Origin of the sequence: Halorussus salinus, from assembly GCF_004765815.2 — an archaeon.
GTDB classification, from domain to species: domain Archaea; phylum Halobacteriota; class Halobacteria; order Halobacteriales; family Haladaptataceae; genus Halorussus; species Halorussus salinus.
Window position 1 is genome coordinate 299,078 of record NZ_SBIS02000007.1, and the last position, 14,286, is coordinate 313,363.

Below are 14,286 nucleotides of genomic sequence, written 5' to 3' on the forward strand. Positions count from 1 at the left end.
ATGACTGACACCGATAGCGCCGACGACGTGCCGGACGACGAGATTTCGAGGCGAGTCGAGGAGGCCGTCGCCAGCGTCGAGGACCCCGACTTCGGCGCGAGCGTGCTAGACGCGGGACTCGTGACCGACGTGGGCGTCGCAGACGGCGTGGCGACGATTACGGTGGACCTCGCGGGCGCTGACCCCGAGGCCGCCGAAGACGTGACCGAAGCGATGCGCCGCGAAGCCTTCGAGGTGCCGGGCGTCGAGACTGTCCGCGTCGAGGGGAAAACGCCCGACTCCGGCGGCGTGCGCGGTGGCGCAGGCGGCGGGGCGCGGTCCGGCGCAGCGAACTCCGGTTCGGCGGGGACGAGTGCGGCCGGGTCCCACGACCACGGCGAGTCCTGCGACCACGGCGGCGGTGTTGGTGGTGGCGGTGTCGGTAGTAGTGGTGTCGGTAGTGGTGGTGTCAGTAGTGGCGCTAGTGGCGGCGGCCTCGCGCTCCCGGAGGTCGAACACATCGTCGCGGTCGGGAGCGCCAAGGGCGGGGTCGGCAAGACCACCGTGGCGACCCTCCTCGCCCGCGCGCTGGCCGACGAGTACGACGTTGGCCTGTTCGACGCGGACATCCACGGGCCGAACGTGCCCGAGATGGTCGGCGTCGAGGGACCGGTCGAGGCCACCGACGACGGGCGGGCCGCCCCCGCCGAGGTGGACGGGATGCAGGTGATGAGCGTCGGTCTGATCGCCGACGACGCGCCGCTGGCGTGGCGGGGCGCGATGGCCCACGACGCGCTGACCGAACTACTGGAGGACACCGCGTGGTCCGACCGCGACGTGCTGGTCGTGGACCTGCCGCCGGGGACCGGCGACGTGGTGCTGACGATGCTTCAGGAGGTGCCGGTCACGGGGTCGGTGTTGGTGACGACGCCGTTCCCGACCAGCCTCTCGGATACCGGTCGGAGCGCCGCACTGCTGGAGGAGAACGGTGTCCCGGTCGTCGGCGCGGCGGTGAACATGCACGGGTTCACCTGCGAGAACTGCGGCCACGACCACGACCTCTACGGCGGGAGCGAGACCGGTCCTGAGGAGGAACTGGGCGTGGAGGTGCTGGCGGAACTCCCCTTCGACCGCGGGTTACAGCGTCCGGACTCCGGGGGACCCGACGCCGCGACCCCCGGTCCCGTCGCGGACCTCGCGGAGTCGGTCGGCGAGTTCGTGGAGCGCGACGACGCCGGGCCGGTTTCGGTGCCCGACTCGGCGCTCGACGTGCGGGGGCTTCCCCCGCGCATCCGCCACGAGCAGGTCGGCGAGGAGTTCGCGGCGCTGGACCCCGGCGAGGAGTTCTACGTCGTGAACGACCACGACCCCTCGCCGCTGGCGCAGATGCTCGCTGGCGAACACACAGACGAGTCGCCCGAGGGGGCGTTCGACACCTGCGAGGTCCACCGCCGCGGCCCCGACGAGTGGGTGCTGGAACTCCGGCGGGCGGTCTGAGGCGACTCGTTCCGACCCGTGTCGCGGTCGCGGCGCTACGTTTCGAGAGTGAGCGAGACCGACGGAAAATCGAAGGAGCTACGAAAACACGACTACGGCGTCACGACGTGGCCGACGTGCTACTGCCCGTACTGGGTTTCAGCCAGTAGTAGAGTCCGACGTTCAGGAGGATGCCCGTGACGAACAGGCCCCAGTTGAACCACGGGTTGTTGTACCAAACGATATCGATGCCGAACGACTGCCGGTAGAGCGGCCAGAGCGGTTCGACCGCTTCCGCGATGTCCGGGGCCGAGAGCATGTCGGCGAAGACGTGCGCGAGGCCAGCGACCCACACCATCACGAAGCCGAGCGAGTAGGCGCTCCGCTCCGCGGCCTCGGAGAACCACTCGGAGTCGTCGAGTCCCTTCTTCAGGACCCACCCGACCAGCGGGCCGATGACGGCCGCGAGGAGGGTGACGGCCAAGACGGTGTGGAAGATGCCGTGGTGCTTGATAGTCGGGAACCAGTTCGAGAGGACGAGGTCCACGTCCGGTAACATCCCGAACCAGAACCCGGCCGCGACGAACGTCGCGGCGGTCTTGCGCTGGTCGATGACGAACCACGCCGGGGCGAGCCATACGAGCGCCATACCGAGGTGTCCGACTACGTCTACCATACCGGATTTTCAATACGTACGCCAAAACCCTTGTTGGCAGATTCGGCCGTAGCGACCGCCGCTCGGCGAATGGGCCGTCAGTTCGGGCGAGCGAGGCTGTCGGCGTCGAACTCGAAGCGCGACCGCGACGGGACCGGTCCCGCGAACGACGGAACGAGAAACTGCCCCGAGAAACCAGTTCCGCGAACGACGGACCCGAACTCCAAAAAAACCGCCTCAGAACGGGAGCGACGAATCGTCGGCGTCGTCGGCAAGTTCGCGGTTGCCCTCCGCCGTCTGTATGTTGGTCCGAGCGTCCGGGACCTCCCCGTCGGCGTCGAGTCGCGCTTCGAGGTCCCGCAGTTTCTCGTTGATTGCGGTACTCTCGTGGTGCATCGGCGCGAGGGCGACCGAGACGCGGTCGAAGTCGTGGCGGTCGCTCAGGCCGTTCCACGCGCGGAACGCCCCGACGGTCAGACTCTCGCTCTGGGGACAGAACTCCGTGGTCGGCGTGAACTCCGCGAGGAGAACGTCGGCGTCGCCCGCGCCCTCCTCACCGGCCGCCGTGTCGGCGGCCGCGACGCGGGCGTACCGCCAGCCAGCGTCCGGGTGGCGCGAGTCGAGGTTGAGTCGCGCGAGGTTGTAGCCGAAGGTGGCGTCGTAGACCCCGCGCTCCTCGAAGATGTCGCGCGTGAGTCGGTGGAACGCGCAGTGTTCGTCGCCGGTCAGCACGTCTGCCCCCTGAAGGGCCGGACCGGGAACCGGCAGGTGGTCCGGGCAAAACTCGTCGTACTCGTCGAAGGTCTCGTCGTCGGCGTCGTCGCTGGCGAAGGGTCGCGGGATACTGGGCATGTCAGAAGGTACGGCCGAACGACCGGTAGCCGTGGCCCCGAACACGTTCGCCGGGCGTTTTCACCGACTGGGAATCAGGGCCACCCCCATTTATGTAGCCCCCGAAGCTGGAAGTGAAGATGACCCGAGATACTCTCGACCGACGAACGATGTTGAAGACGATGGCCGCCGGTGCGGCGACGGCGACGATTGCGGGCTGTTCGAGCGGTGGCGGCGGTTCGGGCGGCGACGGGGACGGTAGCGGCGACTCCGGCGGCGGCGATTCCGGCGGGAGCGGCGACTCCGGCGGAAGTTCGGGAAGCAACTCCGTGAGCTTCGACGGCTGGTTCGACGGCGTGTCGAACTACGACAGCGTGGTCGATAAGACCGGCAGCGACGAGGTGACGGTGAAAGTCGGCGCGAAGGGCAACGGCGGCAACTTCGCGTTCGGCCCGGCCGCGGTCAAAGTCTCGACGGGAACGAAAGTCGTCTGGGAGTGGACCGGCAAGGGCGCGCTCCACAACGTCGTCGCCGACGACGGCTCCTTCGAGAGCGAGCAGACCCAAGAGAAGGGCTTCACCTTCTCTCAGACGTTCGACAGCGCCGGGAAGCACAAGTACTACTGCACGCCCCACAAGGCGATGGGCATGAAGGGCGCAATCGTCGTGGAGTAAGTGGTTCCATGCCGAGCCCATCGAATCGTTCGGGCGGGCCTCCTCCCTCCGTCGCCGCCGACAGCGCAGGGTCCGCCGACCGCTCCGGCGAGTCAGATGGCGGGGGCAAACCCGACCACGTCGGCGGGTCAGACAGCGCGAGCAAACCCGACCACGTGGGCGACTCCGACGGCGGGGGCGGACCGCCGCGGCGGGTGGACACCGACGAGCGGCCGTTCGTCCTCATCTGGGAGCTGACCCAAGCCTGCGACCTGACCTGCGAACACTGCCGGGCCGACGCTCAACCCGACCGCCACCCCGACGAACTCACGACCGAGGAGGCCCGGCGGCTCCTCGACCGGACCGCCGAGTTCGGCGAGGACCAACTGGTCGTGTTCTCGGGCGGGGACCCCCTGAAGCGCGACGACGCGGTGGACCTCGTGGAGTACGGGACCGACATCGGCCTGAACGTGACGATGACGCCGAGCGGGACCTCCTCGCTGACTCCCGCGGCCGTCTCGGACCTCGCGGACGCGGGCCTTCGCCGGATGGCCCTGAGCGTGGACGGCGCGAGCGCGAAGCGCCACGACGCCTTCCGGGGCGAGGAGGGCAGTTTCGAGGAGACGATGGCCGCCGCGCAGGCGGCCGCCAACGAGGGGATTCCGCTCCAGATAAACACCACGGTCTGTCGCCAGACCGTCGCCGACCTGCCCGACATCGCCGACCTCGTGGCCGACCTCGGGGCGGTCCTCTGGAGCGTGTTCTTCCTCGTGCCGGTGGGCCGGGGCGCGGCGCTCGACTCGCTCTCGCCGGAGCGCGCCGAGTCCGTGATGGAGTGGCTGGTAGACCAGCGCGAGGAGTGGCCCTTCGGCCTGAAGACGACCGAGGCACCCCACTACCGACGGGTCGCGGTCCAGCAGACCGAGGCGACCCCCGACCGCCAGATGGGCATCACCGCTGGCGACGGCTTCGCGTTCGTGAGCCACGTCGGCGAGATGTACCCCTCCGGGTTCCTCCCCGAATCGGCGGGCAACGTCCGCGACCGGAGCGTCACCGACATCTACCGGAACGCCGACCTCTTCGAGGACCTGCGCGACGGGGACGCCCTGAAGGGCAAGTGCGGGGCCTGTCCCTACCGGAACGTCTGTGGCGGCAGTCGCTCGCGGGCCTACGCGACGACCGGCGACCCCCTCGAAAGCGACCCGCTCTGTTCGTTCGTCCCGGAGGGCTACGACGGCCCGCTCCCGTGGGACGACGACCCGCGGGCGGACGCGCCGGACGCCGACTCGCAGGCCGACGCCCGCCCGAACACCGACCACGCGATGAACTCCACGTAACGCCATGCGACCGCCGACCGCCGAACCGACCGACGAGACCGAAGGCTCGACCGACTCGACCGGAACGGACGAGCGGACGCCCACGGACAGCGAGCGCCCCCGAGTTGCCGACCGAGAGTTCCCCCGAATCGAAATCGTGGGCCGCGAGACGGTCGTCGTCTCGCCCGCCGAAGGCGTCCCGACCGCGGCGCGCCGGACCGACGAGTTCCCCCGCGCGACCCGGACCTGCACGGTCGAGTGTGCGTCGGGCGTCCGCGCGACCGACGAGTGGGCGGGCGTCCCCGTGGCCGCGCTCGCGGACGCCGCCGACTTCCCCGGAGCGACCACACACCTCCGCGTCGAGTCCGCGGACTTCGCGGCCGACGTGCCGATTCGGGCGGCGCTGGACGGGATTCTCGCTTTCGAGCGCCGAGGAGACCGCGACGACGGCGAAACCGGGCTTCCCCGACTCGTCGCCGAGGGCGTGCCCGGCGAGCGACTGGTCAAGCGCGTCGAGCGAATCGCGGCGGTCGCGCTCGACGCCGGAACGGAGCCGAAAATAGGCTAACCGACCGCGACTCGTTCGCTACGGACTGACGGCTCTCTTCTCCTCGCGCTCGTCCAGAATCCGTTCGGCGATGGCGCTCGACGAGTAGAGTTGTTCGCCCTCGCCCTCAGCCAGCGACGCGCGCCGGACCTCGCACTCGACGCCCCAGTCGGTGAGCATCGCGGCGACTTCCTCCTCGTCGTGGTGCTGGTCGCCGCCCAGCACCAGCACGTCCGGGTCGATGCGGCGGATGGGTGCCGAGATGTCGTCGGGGTCGCCCGGATGGGCCGCCGTCACCGGGTCGAGGGCTTCGACCATCCGGACGCGCTGGTCGTCGGGCAGAACCGGGTCCTTGTGGCTCACGCGCTCGCCGTCGGCCACGACGACGTGGAGTTCCTCGCCCCACTCCGCGGCCTCCCGCAGGTAGTGGACGTGGCCCGGATGGAGGAGGTCGAAGGTCCCGAGCGCGACGGCGCGGGTCATCGCGGGCGCGTCACCTCCCGGCCCCCGACTCGACTCCCGTCGCCACCGTCCCGAAGCAGTCGGGCCGCCCGCCCGTGGTCGGCGGGCGTGTCCACGTCGAACAGGCTTCGCTCGGCGTCTCCGGCGACCTCCGCGGCCGGGACCGCCCGCGCGTCGAGGCGGTCGAACAGCGCCGCGAGCCGGGCCACGTCGGCGTCGAGGAGGGCGTCGCAGGCCTCCTCGGTCGGCGCGGTCCGGTAGGCCGCCTGCGTCGGAACGGGGCGCTGGTCGGCCAGCACCGCGGCGGCGTCCCTCTCGCCGCGGACCACTCGCTCGGCGAGGTCCGCGAGCAGTCGAGGGTCCAGAAAGGGCGCGTCGCAGGCCGCGAGGAGGCAGGTCTCGGACTCGACCGCGCCGAGCGCGGCCCGGAACCCGTAGAGCGGTCCCCGGTCGGCCACCGGGTCGGCGACGAACTCGACGGGGACCGAAGTCGCGTCGAACCGTTCCGCCGAGTCGTCCGCGGCCGAGTCGTCTGCCGCCAACGCATCGGCGAACGCCGCGCGCTGGTCGGCCCGGCAGTTGACCACCACGCGGTCGGCGACCTCGCCGAGACGGCCGACGACGCGGGCGAGGAGTGCCCGCCCGCCGAGGCGGGCCAGCGCCTTGTCGCGGTCGCCGAACCGGCGGGAGTAGCCGCCCGCGAGGACGACGCCCGTCGGGTCGTCGGTCTCGAAGTCCGGCAGTAGCTCGCTCACGTCCGGCGATTCTCGCCCCTCGTCGGTAGACGTTGGGCCGAACACGTTCGGCACAGTCGATTCGGGGCGCGCGGTGCAACCTCGGTACGTGACCGAACTGGTGAGACGCGACGCGGAGTCGGCGACGACCGCGGACGCGGGACCGGACCCCGACGCCGAACGAGTCGGCGACCCGCCGGACCGCACCAAGTCCGATGGGCCGGACCGCACCGAGTCCGATACGCTCGACCGCCCCGAGTCGGTCGCTTCGAGGGCCGCCGAGCGAGTCCGCGCTCGCGGGCGGCGCGTCCGACGCCGGGAACTCGACACCGCGCTCGCGCGACTCCGCGAGGAGGGCGACCTCTCGCCCGACGAGCGACGAGTGGTGGAACTCCTCGCGGCGCGACTCGCCGACGCGCTGGTCGAGGAGTGGGCCGGAAAACTGGCCGACGGCGAGGTCGAACCCGAGACCGCGCTGGCGTTGCTCACCGAGTAGCCCGGCGCAGTTCTCCCCACGAACAGGACCGAACATCTTCGGGGAGAGGCCCAACGCGGTGGCGTCCCGAGTGTCGAGTATGAGCGTCGGCATCGTCGGTGGCGGCATCACGGGACTGGCGACACACCACTACCTCCGGGAGTCGGGCGTCGAGAGCGTCGTCTTCGAGGCCGACGACGAACCCGGCGGCGTCGTCCGGAGCGAGGAGGTCGAGGGGAGAGTACTCGATTTCGGGCCACAGCGCACGCGACTCACGCCCAGCATCCGGAAACTGGTCGAATCGCTCGGCTTGGAGTCGGAACTGCGCCGGGCCGCGGACCCGCCGCTGTACGTCTACCGCGACGGGAAACTTCGACTGGTGCCCCAGTCGCCCCGAGAGGCGGTGACGACCGACCTACTGTCGTGGCGCGGGAAAGCGCGGGCGCTGTTGGAACCGCTGACCGGCCCGGCGCGCACGGGCGAGGGCGGCGGCGCGAACGGGAGCGAGAGTGACGGCGGGAGCGAGAGTGACGACGGAGGCGAGAGCGTCGAGGAGTTCCTGACTCGCAAGTTCGGGTCGGAGGTCGCGCGCTACTACTTCGGGCCGCTGTACGGCGGTCTCTACGGCTCCCATCCCGACGAGATGCCGGTCGAGTACTCGCTGTCGAAGGCCTTGGAGAAGGCGGGCATCGAGGGGAGCGTCCTGACCTCGGTCGCGCGGAAGGTACTGGAAGGCCGGGAGAAACCGCCCATCGTCTCGTTCGACGCGGGCCTCCAGCGACTCCCCGAGGCGCTCGCCGCGGCCCACGGCGGCGTTCGACTCGAAACCCCGGTTCGGGAGATTCGCCGGGCGGGAGACGGCTTTCTGGTGGAGACGGAGGGCGACGAGACGCGAGTGAACCGACTCGTCGTCACCACTCCGGCGGACGTGACCGCCGACCTGCTGGCCGACCTCGCGCCCGACTCGGCCGCCGCGCTCCGGGAGTTGCGCTACAACCCGCAGGTGGTCGTCCACCTCCTCGCCGAGGCGGACCTGACCGGCGCGGGCTATCAGGTCCAGTACGACGAACAGTTCCGGACGCTCGGCACGACGTGGAACGATAGCCTGCTGGACCGCGAGGGCGTCTACACCTGCTATCTCGGCGGGTCCCGGAACCCCGAACTGGTCGAGCGGAGCGACGACGAGTTGGGGTCGCTGGCGGCCGCGGAGTTCGAGGAGGTCACGGGCCACGAAGCACGGGCTATCTCGGTCCGCCGCCTCCGCCGGGGGATGCCCGCCTACGACCGGAGTTGGGCGGCGCTCGACCGCATCTCGATGCCCGAGGGGATTCGGCTCTGCACGAACTACACCGCTCGCGCCGGGCTTCCGGGCCGGATTCGGGAGGCCAAGCAGACGGCGGAGACGTTGGCCGGGGCGGAATCGGCGTCGCACGAACCCCCTGCGGCCGACGCCTGAACCGACCGCCGACCCCCGACAGTGACTCCGGCCCACTATTTTCACCTATGGAAAGATATTATAAAATTACTTCTTCTGACGTGTAATACCATAAGCCGTGTCTGAAAAATCAAACGCGCCGAGCCTCAGCCGAAGAGACGTACTCAAACGCACCACCGCGGCGGGGTCCGCCATCGCAGTCGGTTCCGGACTGTCGGCGGCGGCCGACTACAGCGGGACGATAGACATCGAAATCTGGTACGCCGACGGAGCCGACCCCGACGCGACGAGCGACCAACTACGAACTGCGGCCGACGACATCGCGGACCAGACATCCGTCGGGACGAACATCACGCAGATTCAGAACACGACCGACTCCTACCCGACCGGCGACGCGTCCGAGATCATCAGCGACTTCCGAGACAATCAGGGCTACGACATCAACGAGGGGCAGATCAACCTCCTCGTCTTCTCACATTCCCCGGACACGAACCTCGATGTCGTCGGGCTGAACCACCAAGGTGTCCTGAAGCCCGACAACGACCCGGTCGTCGTTCTCAACGACTACTTCCAGTTCCACCCCAACTCGCGGGTACTGAAGAACCTCGCGATTACGGGCTACCTGCGGCCGATTCTCGGCGGTCACGCCGACGCCGCACCGGCCGCGGGAGACGTGAACAGCTTCGGGAAGGTCTACGTCAACGACGGCTCCGCAAACGAAGTTTCGCCGCTCGCGTCGTGGCACGCCCCGAAGGCGTGGGACTGCCCGAACCACCTCAACAACCTCGACGGGACCGACGACAACATCGACTCCGGGTGTCAGCAGGACGACGTTCCGACCGCCTGCGGGTACTCCCGGTCGCTCACCAGTTGCACGATACTCGGCGTCGAACAGCACATGCAAGACAACTTCTGAGTGGCGTTCGACCGCCGAGGAGTCCGTCGGCCGGGCGCGTTCACCCGTCCACGTACTCCTTGACGATTTTCTCCTCGACCCGATGTAGCGTCTCGCTCGCGGTCGATTTCGCCACGCCCGCCTCCTCGGCGAGTTCGGTTAGCGAACACTCTCGGGGGGTGTCGTAGTAGCCCTCCTCGACGGCGGTGTGGAGGAGTTCCCGCTGGCGCTGGGTCAGCAGGCTCTCGGAGTTGACCATCTCGCGGACGTACTCCACGTCGAAGTCCATCCCGAACGTCTGCAACTGGGTCGTGAACGCCGACAGTCGGTCGCGCGAGGCGGTCAACTCGACTTCGGCCTCTCCGTCCACGATGGTAAAGGGCAACTCCAGCGGGAGTCCCGACTCTTGGACCGAGAACAGCAGGAGCGGCGCGGTCGTCTCGAACTCCACCAGCGCGGACTCCTCGGACGCCTGCTGGAGGTCGAGTCGGGTGATGTCTTCGCGGTCGTCCATCGCGGCCACGACCGACGGCAGGTCCTCGGCCGAGATTTCCAGCAGGCCGACGCCGGTCTCCTCGGCGGGAAAGGCCGCGAGGACGCGGAACTCCGCGTCGGGGTTGGCCGTCGATACCTCCGAAATCCACACGTCCTCGGGGAGCGCGATGTGTAGTTTTGCGGTCGGCATCTCTATTTAGTCCTTCTCGGCCACCACCCGGATAAGTCCTGCCGAACATGTTCGGGGCTTCGGGCGACGGTACCGACCGCGGGTGCGAACGTATTCGGGACAACTCCCGAGGGATTCGGCCGCGTCGTTTCTCGTATGCAGACCCACTTCGCCGAACGGGCAGTCGAGCGCACCGACGCCCCGGCCGACCGGCCGCGCGAGGAGCTAGACGTTCGGAGTCTCGGTCCGCCCAAGCCCCTGACCGAGACGCTGGAGCGACTGGCCGAGAGCGACGACGGGACGCTCCTCGTGCAGGCCAACGACCGGGCACCGCAACACCTCTACCCGAAACTGACCGACAGGGGCTACGAGTACGAGACCGTGACCGACGGCGATGTCGTCCTGACCGCTATCTGGCGCGAGAAGTAGGCCGGTCGAGCGCGGTCCCGTCGGGGTCGCGGGCGAACGGTTGGGTCCGCTCACCGCATCTCGCCGAGGGCGACGTACGACCCCTCCTCGGCGGTTATCCACTCGGCGACGAGCGAGTCGTCGTCGGCCTCGGGCGGGTAGAGGGTACACTCGTCGGGTCCGTCGTCGCGCTCCTCGACGACCGCCCGGAGGTCGGCGGGGCGGGCGGCGGGCGATTCGTCGGTCGGCAACGCGGGGTCGTCGCGGTTCGGGGACGTAACGTCGGTCATGGTCGGAGGAGTGTCGGGGTTCGAGAGCGTCGGGGTTCAGTTGTCGGCGCTGGCGTCGATGGCGGCGTCGATAGGTGCGGCGTCGTCGTCGGCGTCGGCGATATCGACGGTCAAGACGGGCACCGACGAGAGGGTGACGACCTTCTGGGAGACGCTACCGAGCATGTTGCGCGTCGGGTCCGAGCCGTGAGTGCCCATGACCACGAGGTCGGCGTCGCGCTCGTCGGCGACCGCCAGAATCTCGTCGGCCGGGTTGCCCTCCCGAATCTCGGTCGAGACCGACACCTCCGGGGCGTCGAAGTCGGCCGCGATCTCGTCGGTCGCGCGCTCGCCCTCGTCGCGCAGGCTGTCGGTCACTTCCGGAATCCGGTCGTCGTCGAGGGTCAGGAACGCCCGGTCGTCCACGACGTAGAGGACGTGAACGTCCGCGCCACGCCGCTCGGCGATGTCGCGGGCGTGTTCGACCACCGTCTCCATTGCTTCGCTCCCGTCGGTCGGAAGCAACACCGTATCGTACATCACGTTCGGTACTCTGTCGCCGGAGGGTATATATTAGGGGCGTTGTTCCCGCGCGATGAAAACGTCGGGCAGTCGTCGGGGGACTCGCGGCTGACTCGGCGAGGAGGCGGTCTCGGGACTCCGTAGCCGATTTTCAGCCAGTGGGAATCGGTATCCGTTTATACCCCTCCGGAGGGCCAAGTTACTCCCGTAGGAGTGATTCGCTATGGCCACCGACACGTCCCGATTCGGAACGCAAGCCAACGTCTTCGAGAGTGACCTCGCAGGTATCACCGTCCGCGGGAAGGCCCACAGCCTGAGCGCGTGGTTCGTCGTCGCGCTCCGGTTGATGATGGGGTACGCCTTCCTCCACTCCGGTTGGACGAAGATTACCGCCGCAGAGCCGTTCAGCGCCGCGGGCTATCTGACCAACGTCACGGCCGCCAGCCCGCTCTCGGGGCTGTTCCACTGGATGGGCGCGACGCCGTGGTTCGTGGAGTTCGTCAACCTCGCGGTCCCGTGGGGCGAGTTCCTCATCGGACTCGGCCTGCTCGTGGGCGCGCTGACCCGCCTCGCGGCGTTCTTCGGCGCGTTCATGATGTTGCTGTTCTACTTCGGCAACTGGGAGGTCGCCCACGGGGTCGTCAACGGCGACCTCGCGTACATGATGGTGTTCCTCGCGGTGGCGGCGTTCGGCGCTGGCCGCCTCCTCGGACTGGACGCCATCGTCGAGAAGTACGACACCGGCGGCGAGTGGTTGGTCGAGAAGTACCCGAAACTGCGCTACCTCCTCGGGTGAGCGATGGGTGAGGCTCCCCCGAGCCGATTCCGCGACTCCTTCTGTCGGCCTCAGTCGGCGTACAGCGAGTAGAGGATGATGGCGAACCCGACCGCGGTGAGCGCGCTCTCGACCGCGAGGACGGCGGTTCCGGCGGTGTCCAGCACGCGGTCCAAGACCCCCGCCAGCAGCGACCCGAGCGTGACGACGCCGAACCCGAGCGCCAACGCCTTGAGCGGCCGCGACCCGGTTCGTCGGTAGGCCTTGAACGCGAAGTAGGTGATGAGACCGCCCAGTACCAGCGTTATCGTCTTGAGCGCGACGACGGTGGAGGTGATGTGTACCATCGTCAGGTCTCCTTGCGGACCTCGGCCCAGAGGCCCGCGAGCTGTTCTTCCGCCGAGTGGGTCGGGCGAGTGATGGACACCTCGAACTGGCGCTCGTCGTCCAAGAACACCGAGACCTCCTCGAAGGCCAAGGTGTACTCGGAGGTGTGGTGGCCGTCGGTTCGGATGGCGGTCGCCTCCGAGAGTATCGAGGCGTCGGTGAGTCGTTCGAGCTTCCGATACGTGGTCGAGGTCGGGATGTCGCACCGAGACGAGATTTCGCTGGCAGTCATAGGTTCGTCGAGTTGGCGGACGATTCGACGGCAGTCCGGGTCGTCCAGCGCGTCGAGGACCGGCTGGAGTTCCGGAGTGTCGCCGTCTCCGAGGGGGTCGCGGACCATCTACTGGGTTTCGCCGTGAGAGAACTATAAGCCGTTCGACTTCGAATCTCGGGGGTCGAGGCGGTGCAACGGACTGCAACCGTCTGCAACGAACCCCCCAACCGTTATAGGTGGCCTTCGAAGAACGGGCGAGGCCATCACGGTGCCGTTCGACCTCACTATGCCCGACCGCACTATGCCCGAGACGCCGACCGTGTTGATAGTAGACGACAATCGCCCGCTCGCCGACGGGTTCGCGAAAGCGCTCCACGACGAGTACGAGACCCTGACGGCGTACACCGCCAGCGAAGCCCGCGAATCGCTCCACGAGGAGGTAGACGTAGTCCTGCTCGACCGCCGCCTGCCGGACACGCCCGGCGACCAACTCCTCGACGAGATTCGCGCGAGCGACTACGACTGCCGCGTGGCGATGGTGTCGGCCGAGGAGCCGACGGGGAGTCACGACCTCGACTGCGACCGCTATCTGACGAAACCGCTCTCGGGGGTCGAAGCGGTCCAACGGGCCGTCGCCGACCTGCTGGACGGCAACGTCTCGCGCTGACGTGGAGGGCCAACCGACTGTCGGGTCTCTCTCGTGCGACGCGAACCCTTTTGTTCCTACTCGAAGTAGAGGTAGCCATGCGATTTGTTATCGTTGGTTCAGGACGGGTCGGACTCCGGACCGCCCGCATCCTTCAGGAGGAGGGCCACGAGGTGACGCTCGTGGAGAGCGACGCAGAGAAGGCCGACCGCGCCCGCGACGAGGGCTTCATGGTCGTGGAAGGAGACGGAGCCAGCGAGGAGATTCTCGAACAGACCGACCTCGCGACCGCCGACGCGGTGGCCGGACTGACCGGCGACCTCAACGTCAACTTCGCGGCGTGCATGATCGGCAAGCACTACGGCTGTCGGACGGTCCTGCGAATCGACGAGGACTACCGCGAGGATATCTACCACAAGTTCGCCGACGACGTGGACGAAGTAGTCTACCCCGAGCGTCTGGGCGCGGCCGGAGCCAAGACCGCGCTGTTGGGCGGCAACTTCAACGTCATCGCCGACCTGACCGAGGAGCTACAGCTGACCACCGTGGTCGTGCCCGACGACTCGCCGGTCGTCGGCCAGCAGGTCAGCGCGGTCGAAGTCCCGGAGAACGCGCGCATCTACGCCCACGGTCACGGCCGCGAGCGCATGACGATTCCGCTCCCGAACGCGACCATCGAGGGCGGCGACCGCCTCGCCGTCATCGCCGACCGGACCGCGGTCTCTGAGGTCCGCGAGCGGTTGCAGGGCGAGGCCGCCGGGGCGGCCGACTGACGGGAGTATCGAGGACCGACGGTAGTATCAGCGACCGAGCCAGCCCCCGAACTGAACGACTCGCCGCGTAGCGACCGCTCGCGGTCGGTACAAGCTCCCGAAAAAGGACGCGGAGGGCAGTGGGTAGCGCGGGGTCAGTGGTGGGCGACCCGAGACGAGAACTTTCGTGG

The 14,286-nt window shown here is 68.6% G+C and carries 20 protein-coding genes; 11 read left to right on the forward strand and 9 right to left on the reverse strand.

What is annotated here, in order from left to right; all coding sequences use genetic code 11:
- Positions 1 to 1,476: a P-loop NTPase gene (locus EPL00_RS15060; protein WP_135853922.1), complete on the forward strand. Its 1,476-nt coding sequence runs from the start codon at positions 1 to 3 to the stop codon at positions 1,474 to 1,476.
- Between the two features lie 100 nt (positions 1,477 to 1,576).
- On the opposite strand, the gene EPL00_RS15065 is transcribed toward EPL00_RS15060, so the two are convergent.
- Both EPL00_RS15065 and EPL00_RS15070 read right to left on the reverse strand, forming a co-directional pair.
- Positions 1,577 to 2,131, reverse strand: a complete 555-nt coding sequence (locus EPL00_RS15065) for a metal-dependent hydrolase (RefSeq protein WP_135853596.1) — start codon at positions 2,129 to 2,131, stop codon at positions 1,577 to 1,579.
- Positions 2,132 to 2,347: 216 nt separating this feature from the next.
- Positions 2,348 to 2,962 (reverse strand): hypothetical protein, encoded by a 615-nt coding sequence (locus EPL00_RS15070; RefSeq protein ID WP_135853595.1) that lies wholly within the window; start codon positions 2,960 to 2,962, stop codon positions 2,348 to 2,350.
- A 119-nt stretch (positions 2,963 to 3,081) separates the two neighbouring features.
- On the opposite strand from EPL00_RS15070, the gene EPL00_RS15075 reads away from it, so the two are divergent.
- Genes EPL00_RS15075 through EPL00_RS15085 form a run of 3 tightly spaced genes read left to right on the forward strand, consistent with a single transcriptional unit; the run spans position 3,082 to position 5,478 of the window.
- Positions 3,082 to 3,615, forward strand: coding sequence for a halocyanin domain-containing protein (locus EPL00_RS15075; protein WP_135853594.1), 534 nt, complete (start codon positions 3,082 to 3,084; stop codon positions 3,613 to 3,615).
- A gap of 8 nt (positions 3,616 to 3,623) precedes the next feature.
- A complete protein-coding gene (locus EPL00_RS15080; RefSeq protein ID WP_135853593.1) occupies positions 3,624 to 4,931 on the forward strand; it encodes a radical SAM protein in 1,308 nt (435 codons plus the stop codon).
- Between the two features lie 4 nt (positions 4,932 to 4,935).
- Complete coding sequence (locus tag EPL00_RS15085) at positions 4,936 to 5,478, forward strand: molybdopterin-dependent oxidoreductase (protein ID WP_135853592.1); 543 nt, start codon at positions 4,936 to 4,938, stop codon at positions 5,476 to 5,478.
- A gap of 18 nt (positions 5,479 to 5,496) precedes the next feature.
- On the opposite strand, the gene EPL00_RS15090 is transcribed toward EPL00_RS15085, so the two are convergent.
- Together EPL00_RS15090 and mobA are read right to left on the reverse strand one after the other, a co-directional pair.
- Complete coding sequence (locus EPL00_RS15090) at positions 5,497 to 5,940, reverse strand: FAD synthase family protein (protein WP_135853591.1); 444 nt, start codon at positions 5,938 to 5,940, stop codon at positions 5,497 to 5,499.
- Entirely contained in the window at positions 5,937 to 6,674 is a 738-nt protein-coding gene (gene mobA, locus EPL00_RS15095) for a molybdenum cofactor guanylyltransferase (RefSeq protein WP_162224234.1), read from the reverse strand. Before mobA ends, EPL00_RS15090 begins: the two co-directional genes overlap by 4 nt.
- An 88-nt stretch (positions 6,675 to 6,762) precedes the next feature.
- On the opposite strand from mobA, the gene EPL00_RS15100 reads away from it, so the two are divergent.
- The 3 genes from EPL00_RS15100 to EPL00_RS15110 all read left to right on the forward strand — a co-directional run bounded on the left by EPL00_RS15100 (position 6,763) and on the right by EPL00_RS15110 (position 9,479).
- Positions 6,763 to 7,149, forward strand: coding sequence for a hypothetical protein (locus EPL00_RS15100; protein WP_162224235.1), 387 nt, complete (start codon positions 6,763 to 6,765; stop codon positions 7,147 to 7,149).
- Between the two features lie 79 nt (positions 7,150 to 7,228).
- Complete coding sequence (hemG, locus tag EPL00_RS15105) at positions 7,229 to 8,584, forward strand: protoporphyrinogen oxidase (RefSeq protein ID WP_135853589.1); 1,356 nt, start codon at positions 7,229 to 7,231, stop codon at positions 8,582 to 8,584.
- 97 nt (positions 8,585 to 8,681) lie between these two features.
- Positions 8,682 to 9,479, forward strand: coding sequence for a twin-arginine translocation signal domain-containing protein (locus tag EPL00_RS15110; RefSeq protein ID WP_135853588.1), 798 nt, complete (start codon positions 8,682 to 8,684; stop codon positions 9,477 to 9,479).
- Positions 9,480 to 9,519: 40 nt separating this feature from the next.
- On the opposite strand, the gene EPL00_RS15115 is transcribed toward EPL00_RS15110, so the two are convergent.
- Positions 9,520 to 10,143 (reverse strand): helix-turn-helix domain-containing protein, encoded by a 624-nt coding sequence (locus EPL00_RS15115; RefSeq protein ID WP_135853587.1) that lies wholly within the window; start codon positions 10,141 to 10,143, stop codon positions 9,520 to 9,522.
- 135 nt (positions 10,144 to 10,278) lie between these two features.
- Between EPL00_RS15115 and EPL00_RS15120 the strand changes: the two genes are divergently transcribed.
- On the forward strand, positions 10,279 to 10,551 hold the full coding sequence (locus EPL00_RS15120; RefSeq protein ID WP_135853586.1) for a DUF2249 domain-containing protein: 273 nt from the start codon (positions 10,279 to 10,281) through the stop codon (positions 10,549 to 10,551).
- A gap of 50 nt (positions 10,552 to 10,601) precedes the next feature.
- Here the strand turns inward: EPL00_RS15120 and EPL00_RS15125 are convergent, their stop codons facing one another.
- Both EPL00_RS15125 and EPL00_RS15130 read right to left on the reverse strand, forming a co-directional pair.
- Positions 10,602 to 10,820 carry a DUF7511 domain-containing protein gene (locus EPL00_RS15125; protein ID WP_202932655.1) on the reverse strand — a complete coding sequence of 73 codons (219 nt, stop codon included), beginning with the start codon at positions 10,818 to 10,820 and terminating at the stop codon, positions 10,602 to 10,604.
- A gap of 36 nt (positions 10,821 to 10,856) precedes the next feature.
- Positions 10,857 to 11,339: a universal stress protein gene (locus EPL00_RS15130; RefSeq protein ID WP_135853856.1), complete on the reverse strand. Its 483-nt coding sequence runs from the start codon at positions 11,337 to 11,339 to the stop codon at positions 10,857 to 10,859.
- A 205-nt stretch (positions 11,340 to 11,544) separates the two neighbouring features.
- On the opposite strand from EPL00_RS15130, the gene EPL00_RS15135 reads away from it, so the two are divergent.
- Positions 11,545 to 12,117, forward strand: coding sequence for a DoxX family protein (locus tag EPL00_RS15135; RefSeq protein ID WP_135853585.1), 573 nt, complete (start codon positions 11,545 to 11,547; stop codon positions 12,115 to 12,117).
- Between the two features lie 50 nt (positions 12,118 to 12,167).
- Here EPL00_RS15135 and EPL00_RS15140 read toward each other — a convergent pair whose 3' ends face one another.
- Together EPL00_RS15140 and EPL00_RS15145 are read right to left on the reverse strand one after the other, a co-directional pair.
- Positions 12,168 to 12,443, reverse strand: coding sequence for a DUF7521 family protein (locus EPL00_RS15140; RefSeq protein WP_135853584.1), 276 nt, complete (start codon positions 12,441 to 12,443; stop codon positions 12,168 to 12,170).
- A 2-nt stretch (positions 12,444 to 12,445) separates the two neighbouring features.
- A complete protein-coding gene (locus tag EPL00_RS15145; RefSeq protein WP_135853583.1) occupies positions 12,446 to 12,823 on the reverse strand; it encodes a winged helix-turn-helix domain-containing protein in 378 nt (125 codons plus the stop codon).
- A 160-nt stretch (positions 12,824 to 12,983) separates the two neighbouring features.
- On the opposite strand from EPL00_RS15145, the gene EPL00_RS15150 reads away from it, so the two are divergent.
- A complete protein-coding gene (locus EPL00_RS15150) occupies positions 12,984 to 13,364 on the forward strand; it encodes a response regulator transcription factor (protein ID WP_135853582.1) in 381 nt (126 codons plus the stop codon).
- A 77-nt stretch (positions 13,365 to 13,441) separates the two neighbouring features.
- The gene (locus EPL00_RS15155; RefSeq protein ID WP_135853581.1) at positions 13,442 to 14,116 is read left to right on the forward strand and encodes a potassium channel family protein; all 675 of its coding nucleotides are present in this window, start codon (positions 13,442 to 13,444) and stop codon (positions 14,114 to 14,116) included.
- Positions 14,117 to 14,286: the final 170 nt, after the last annotated feature.

Excerpts from the sequence above, each read along its gene's own strand:
- EPL00_RS15080 (WP_135853593.1), top strand. The coding sequence starts at position 3,624 with ATGCCGAGCCCATCGAATCGTTCGGGCGGGCCTCCTCCCTCCGTCGCC.
- EPL00_RS15130 (WP_135853856.1), bottom strand. The coding sequence starts at position 11,339 with ATGTACGATACGGTGTTGCTTCCGACCGACGGGAGCGAAGCAATGGAG.
- EPL00_RS15140 (WP_135853584.1), bottom strand. The coding sequence starts at position 12,443 with ATGGTACACATCACCTCCACCGTCGTCGCGCTCAAGACGATAACGCTG.
- EPL00_RS15090 (WP_135853591.1), bottom strand. The coding sequence starts at position 5,940 with ATGACCCGCGCCGTCGCGCTCGGGACCTTCGACCTCCTCCATCCGGGC.
- EPL00_RS15120 (WP_135853586.1), top strand. The coding sequence starts at position 10,279 with ATGCAGACCCACTTCGCCGAACGGGCAGTCGAGCGCACCGACGCCCCG.
- EPL00_RS15060 (WP_135853922.1), top strand. The coding sequence starts at position 1 with ATGACTGACACCGATAGCGCCGACGACGTGCCGGACGACGAGATTTCG.
- EPL00_RS15075 (WP_135853594.1), top strand. The coding sequence starts at position 3,082 with ATGACCCGAGATACTCTCGACCGACGAACGATGTTGAAGACGATGGCC.
- EPL00_RS15125 (WP_202932655.1), bottom strand. The coding sequence starts at position 10,820 with ATGACCGACGTTACGTCCCCGAACCGCGACGACCCCGCGTTGCCGACC.
- EPL00_RS15085 (WP_135853592.1), top strand. The coding sequence starts at position 4,936 with ATGCGACCGCCGACCGCCGAACCGACCGACGAGACCGAAGGCTCGACC.
- EPL00_RS15145 (WP_135853583.1), bottom strand. The coding sequence starts at position 12,823 with ATGGTCCGCGACCCCCTCGGAGACGGCGACACTCCGGAACTCCAGCCG.
- EPL00_RS15150 (WP_135853582.1), top strand. The coding sequence starts at position 12,984 with ATGCCCGACCGCACTATGCCCGAGACGCCGACCGTGTTGATAGTAGAC.
- EPL00_RS15155 (WP_135853581.1), top strand. The coding sequence starts at position 13,442 with ATGCGATTTGTTATCGTTGGTTCAGGACGGGTCGGACTCCGGACCGCC.
- EPL00_RS15070 (WP_135853595.1), bottom strand. The coding sequence starts at position 2,962 with ATGCCCAGTATCCCGCGACCCTTCGCCAGCGACGACGCCGACGACGAG.
- EPL00_RS15135 (WP_135853585.1), top strand. The coding sequence starts at position 11,545 with ATGGCCACCGACACGTCCCGATTCGGAACGCAAGCCAACGTCTTCGAG.
- EPL00_RS15065 (WP_135853596.1), bottom strand. The coding sequence starts at position 2,131 with ATGGTAGACGTAGTCGGACACCTCGGTATGGCGCTCGTATGGCTCGCC.
- EPL00_RS15115 (WP_135853587.1), bottom strand. The coding sequence starts at position 10,143 with ATGCCGACCGCAAAACTACACATCGCGCTCCCCGAGGACGTGTGGATT.
- hemG (WP_135853589.1), top strand. The coding sequence starts at position 7,229 with ATGAGCGTCGGCATCGTCGGTGGCGGCATCACGGGACTGGCGACACAC.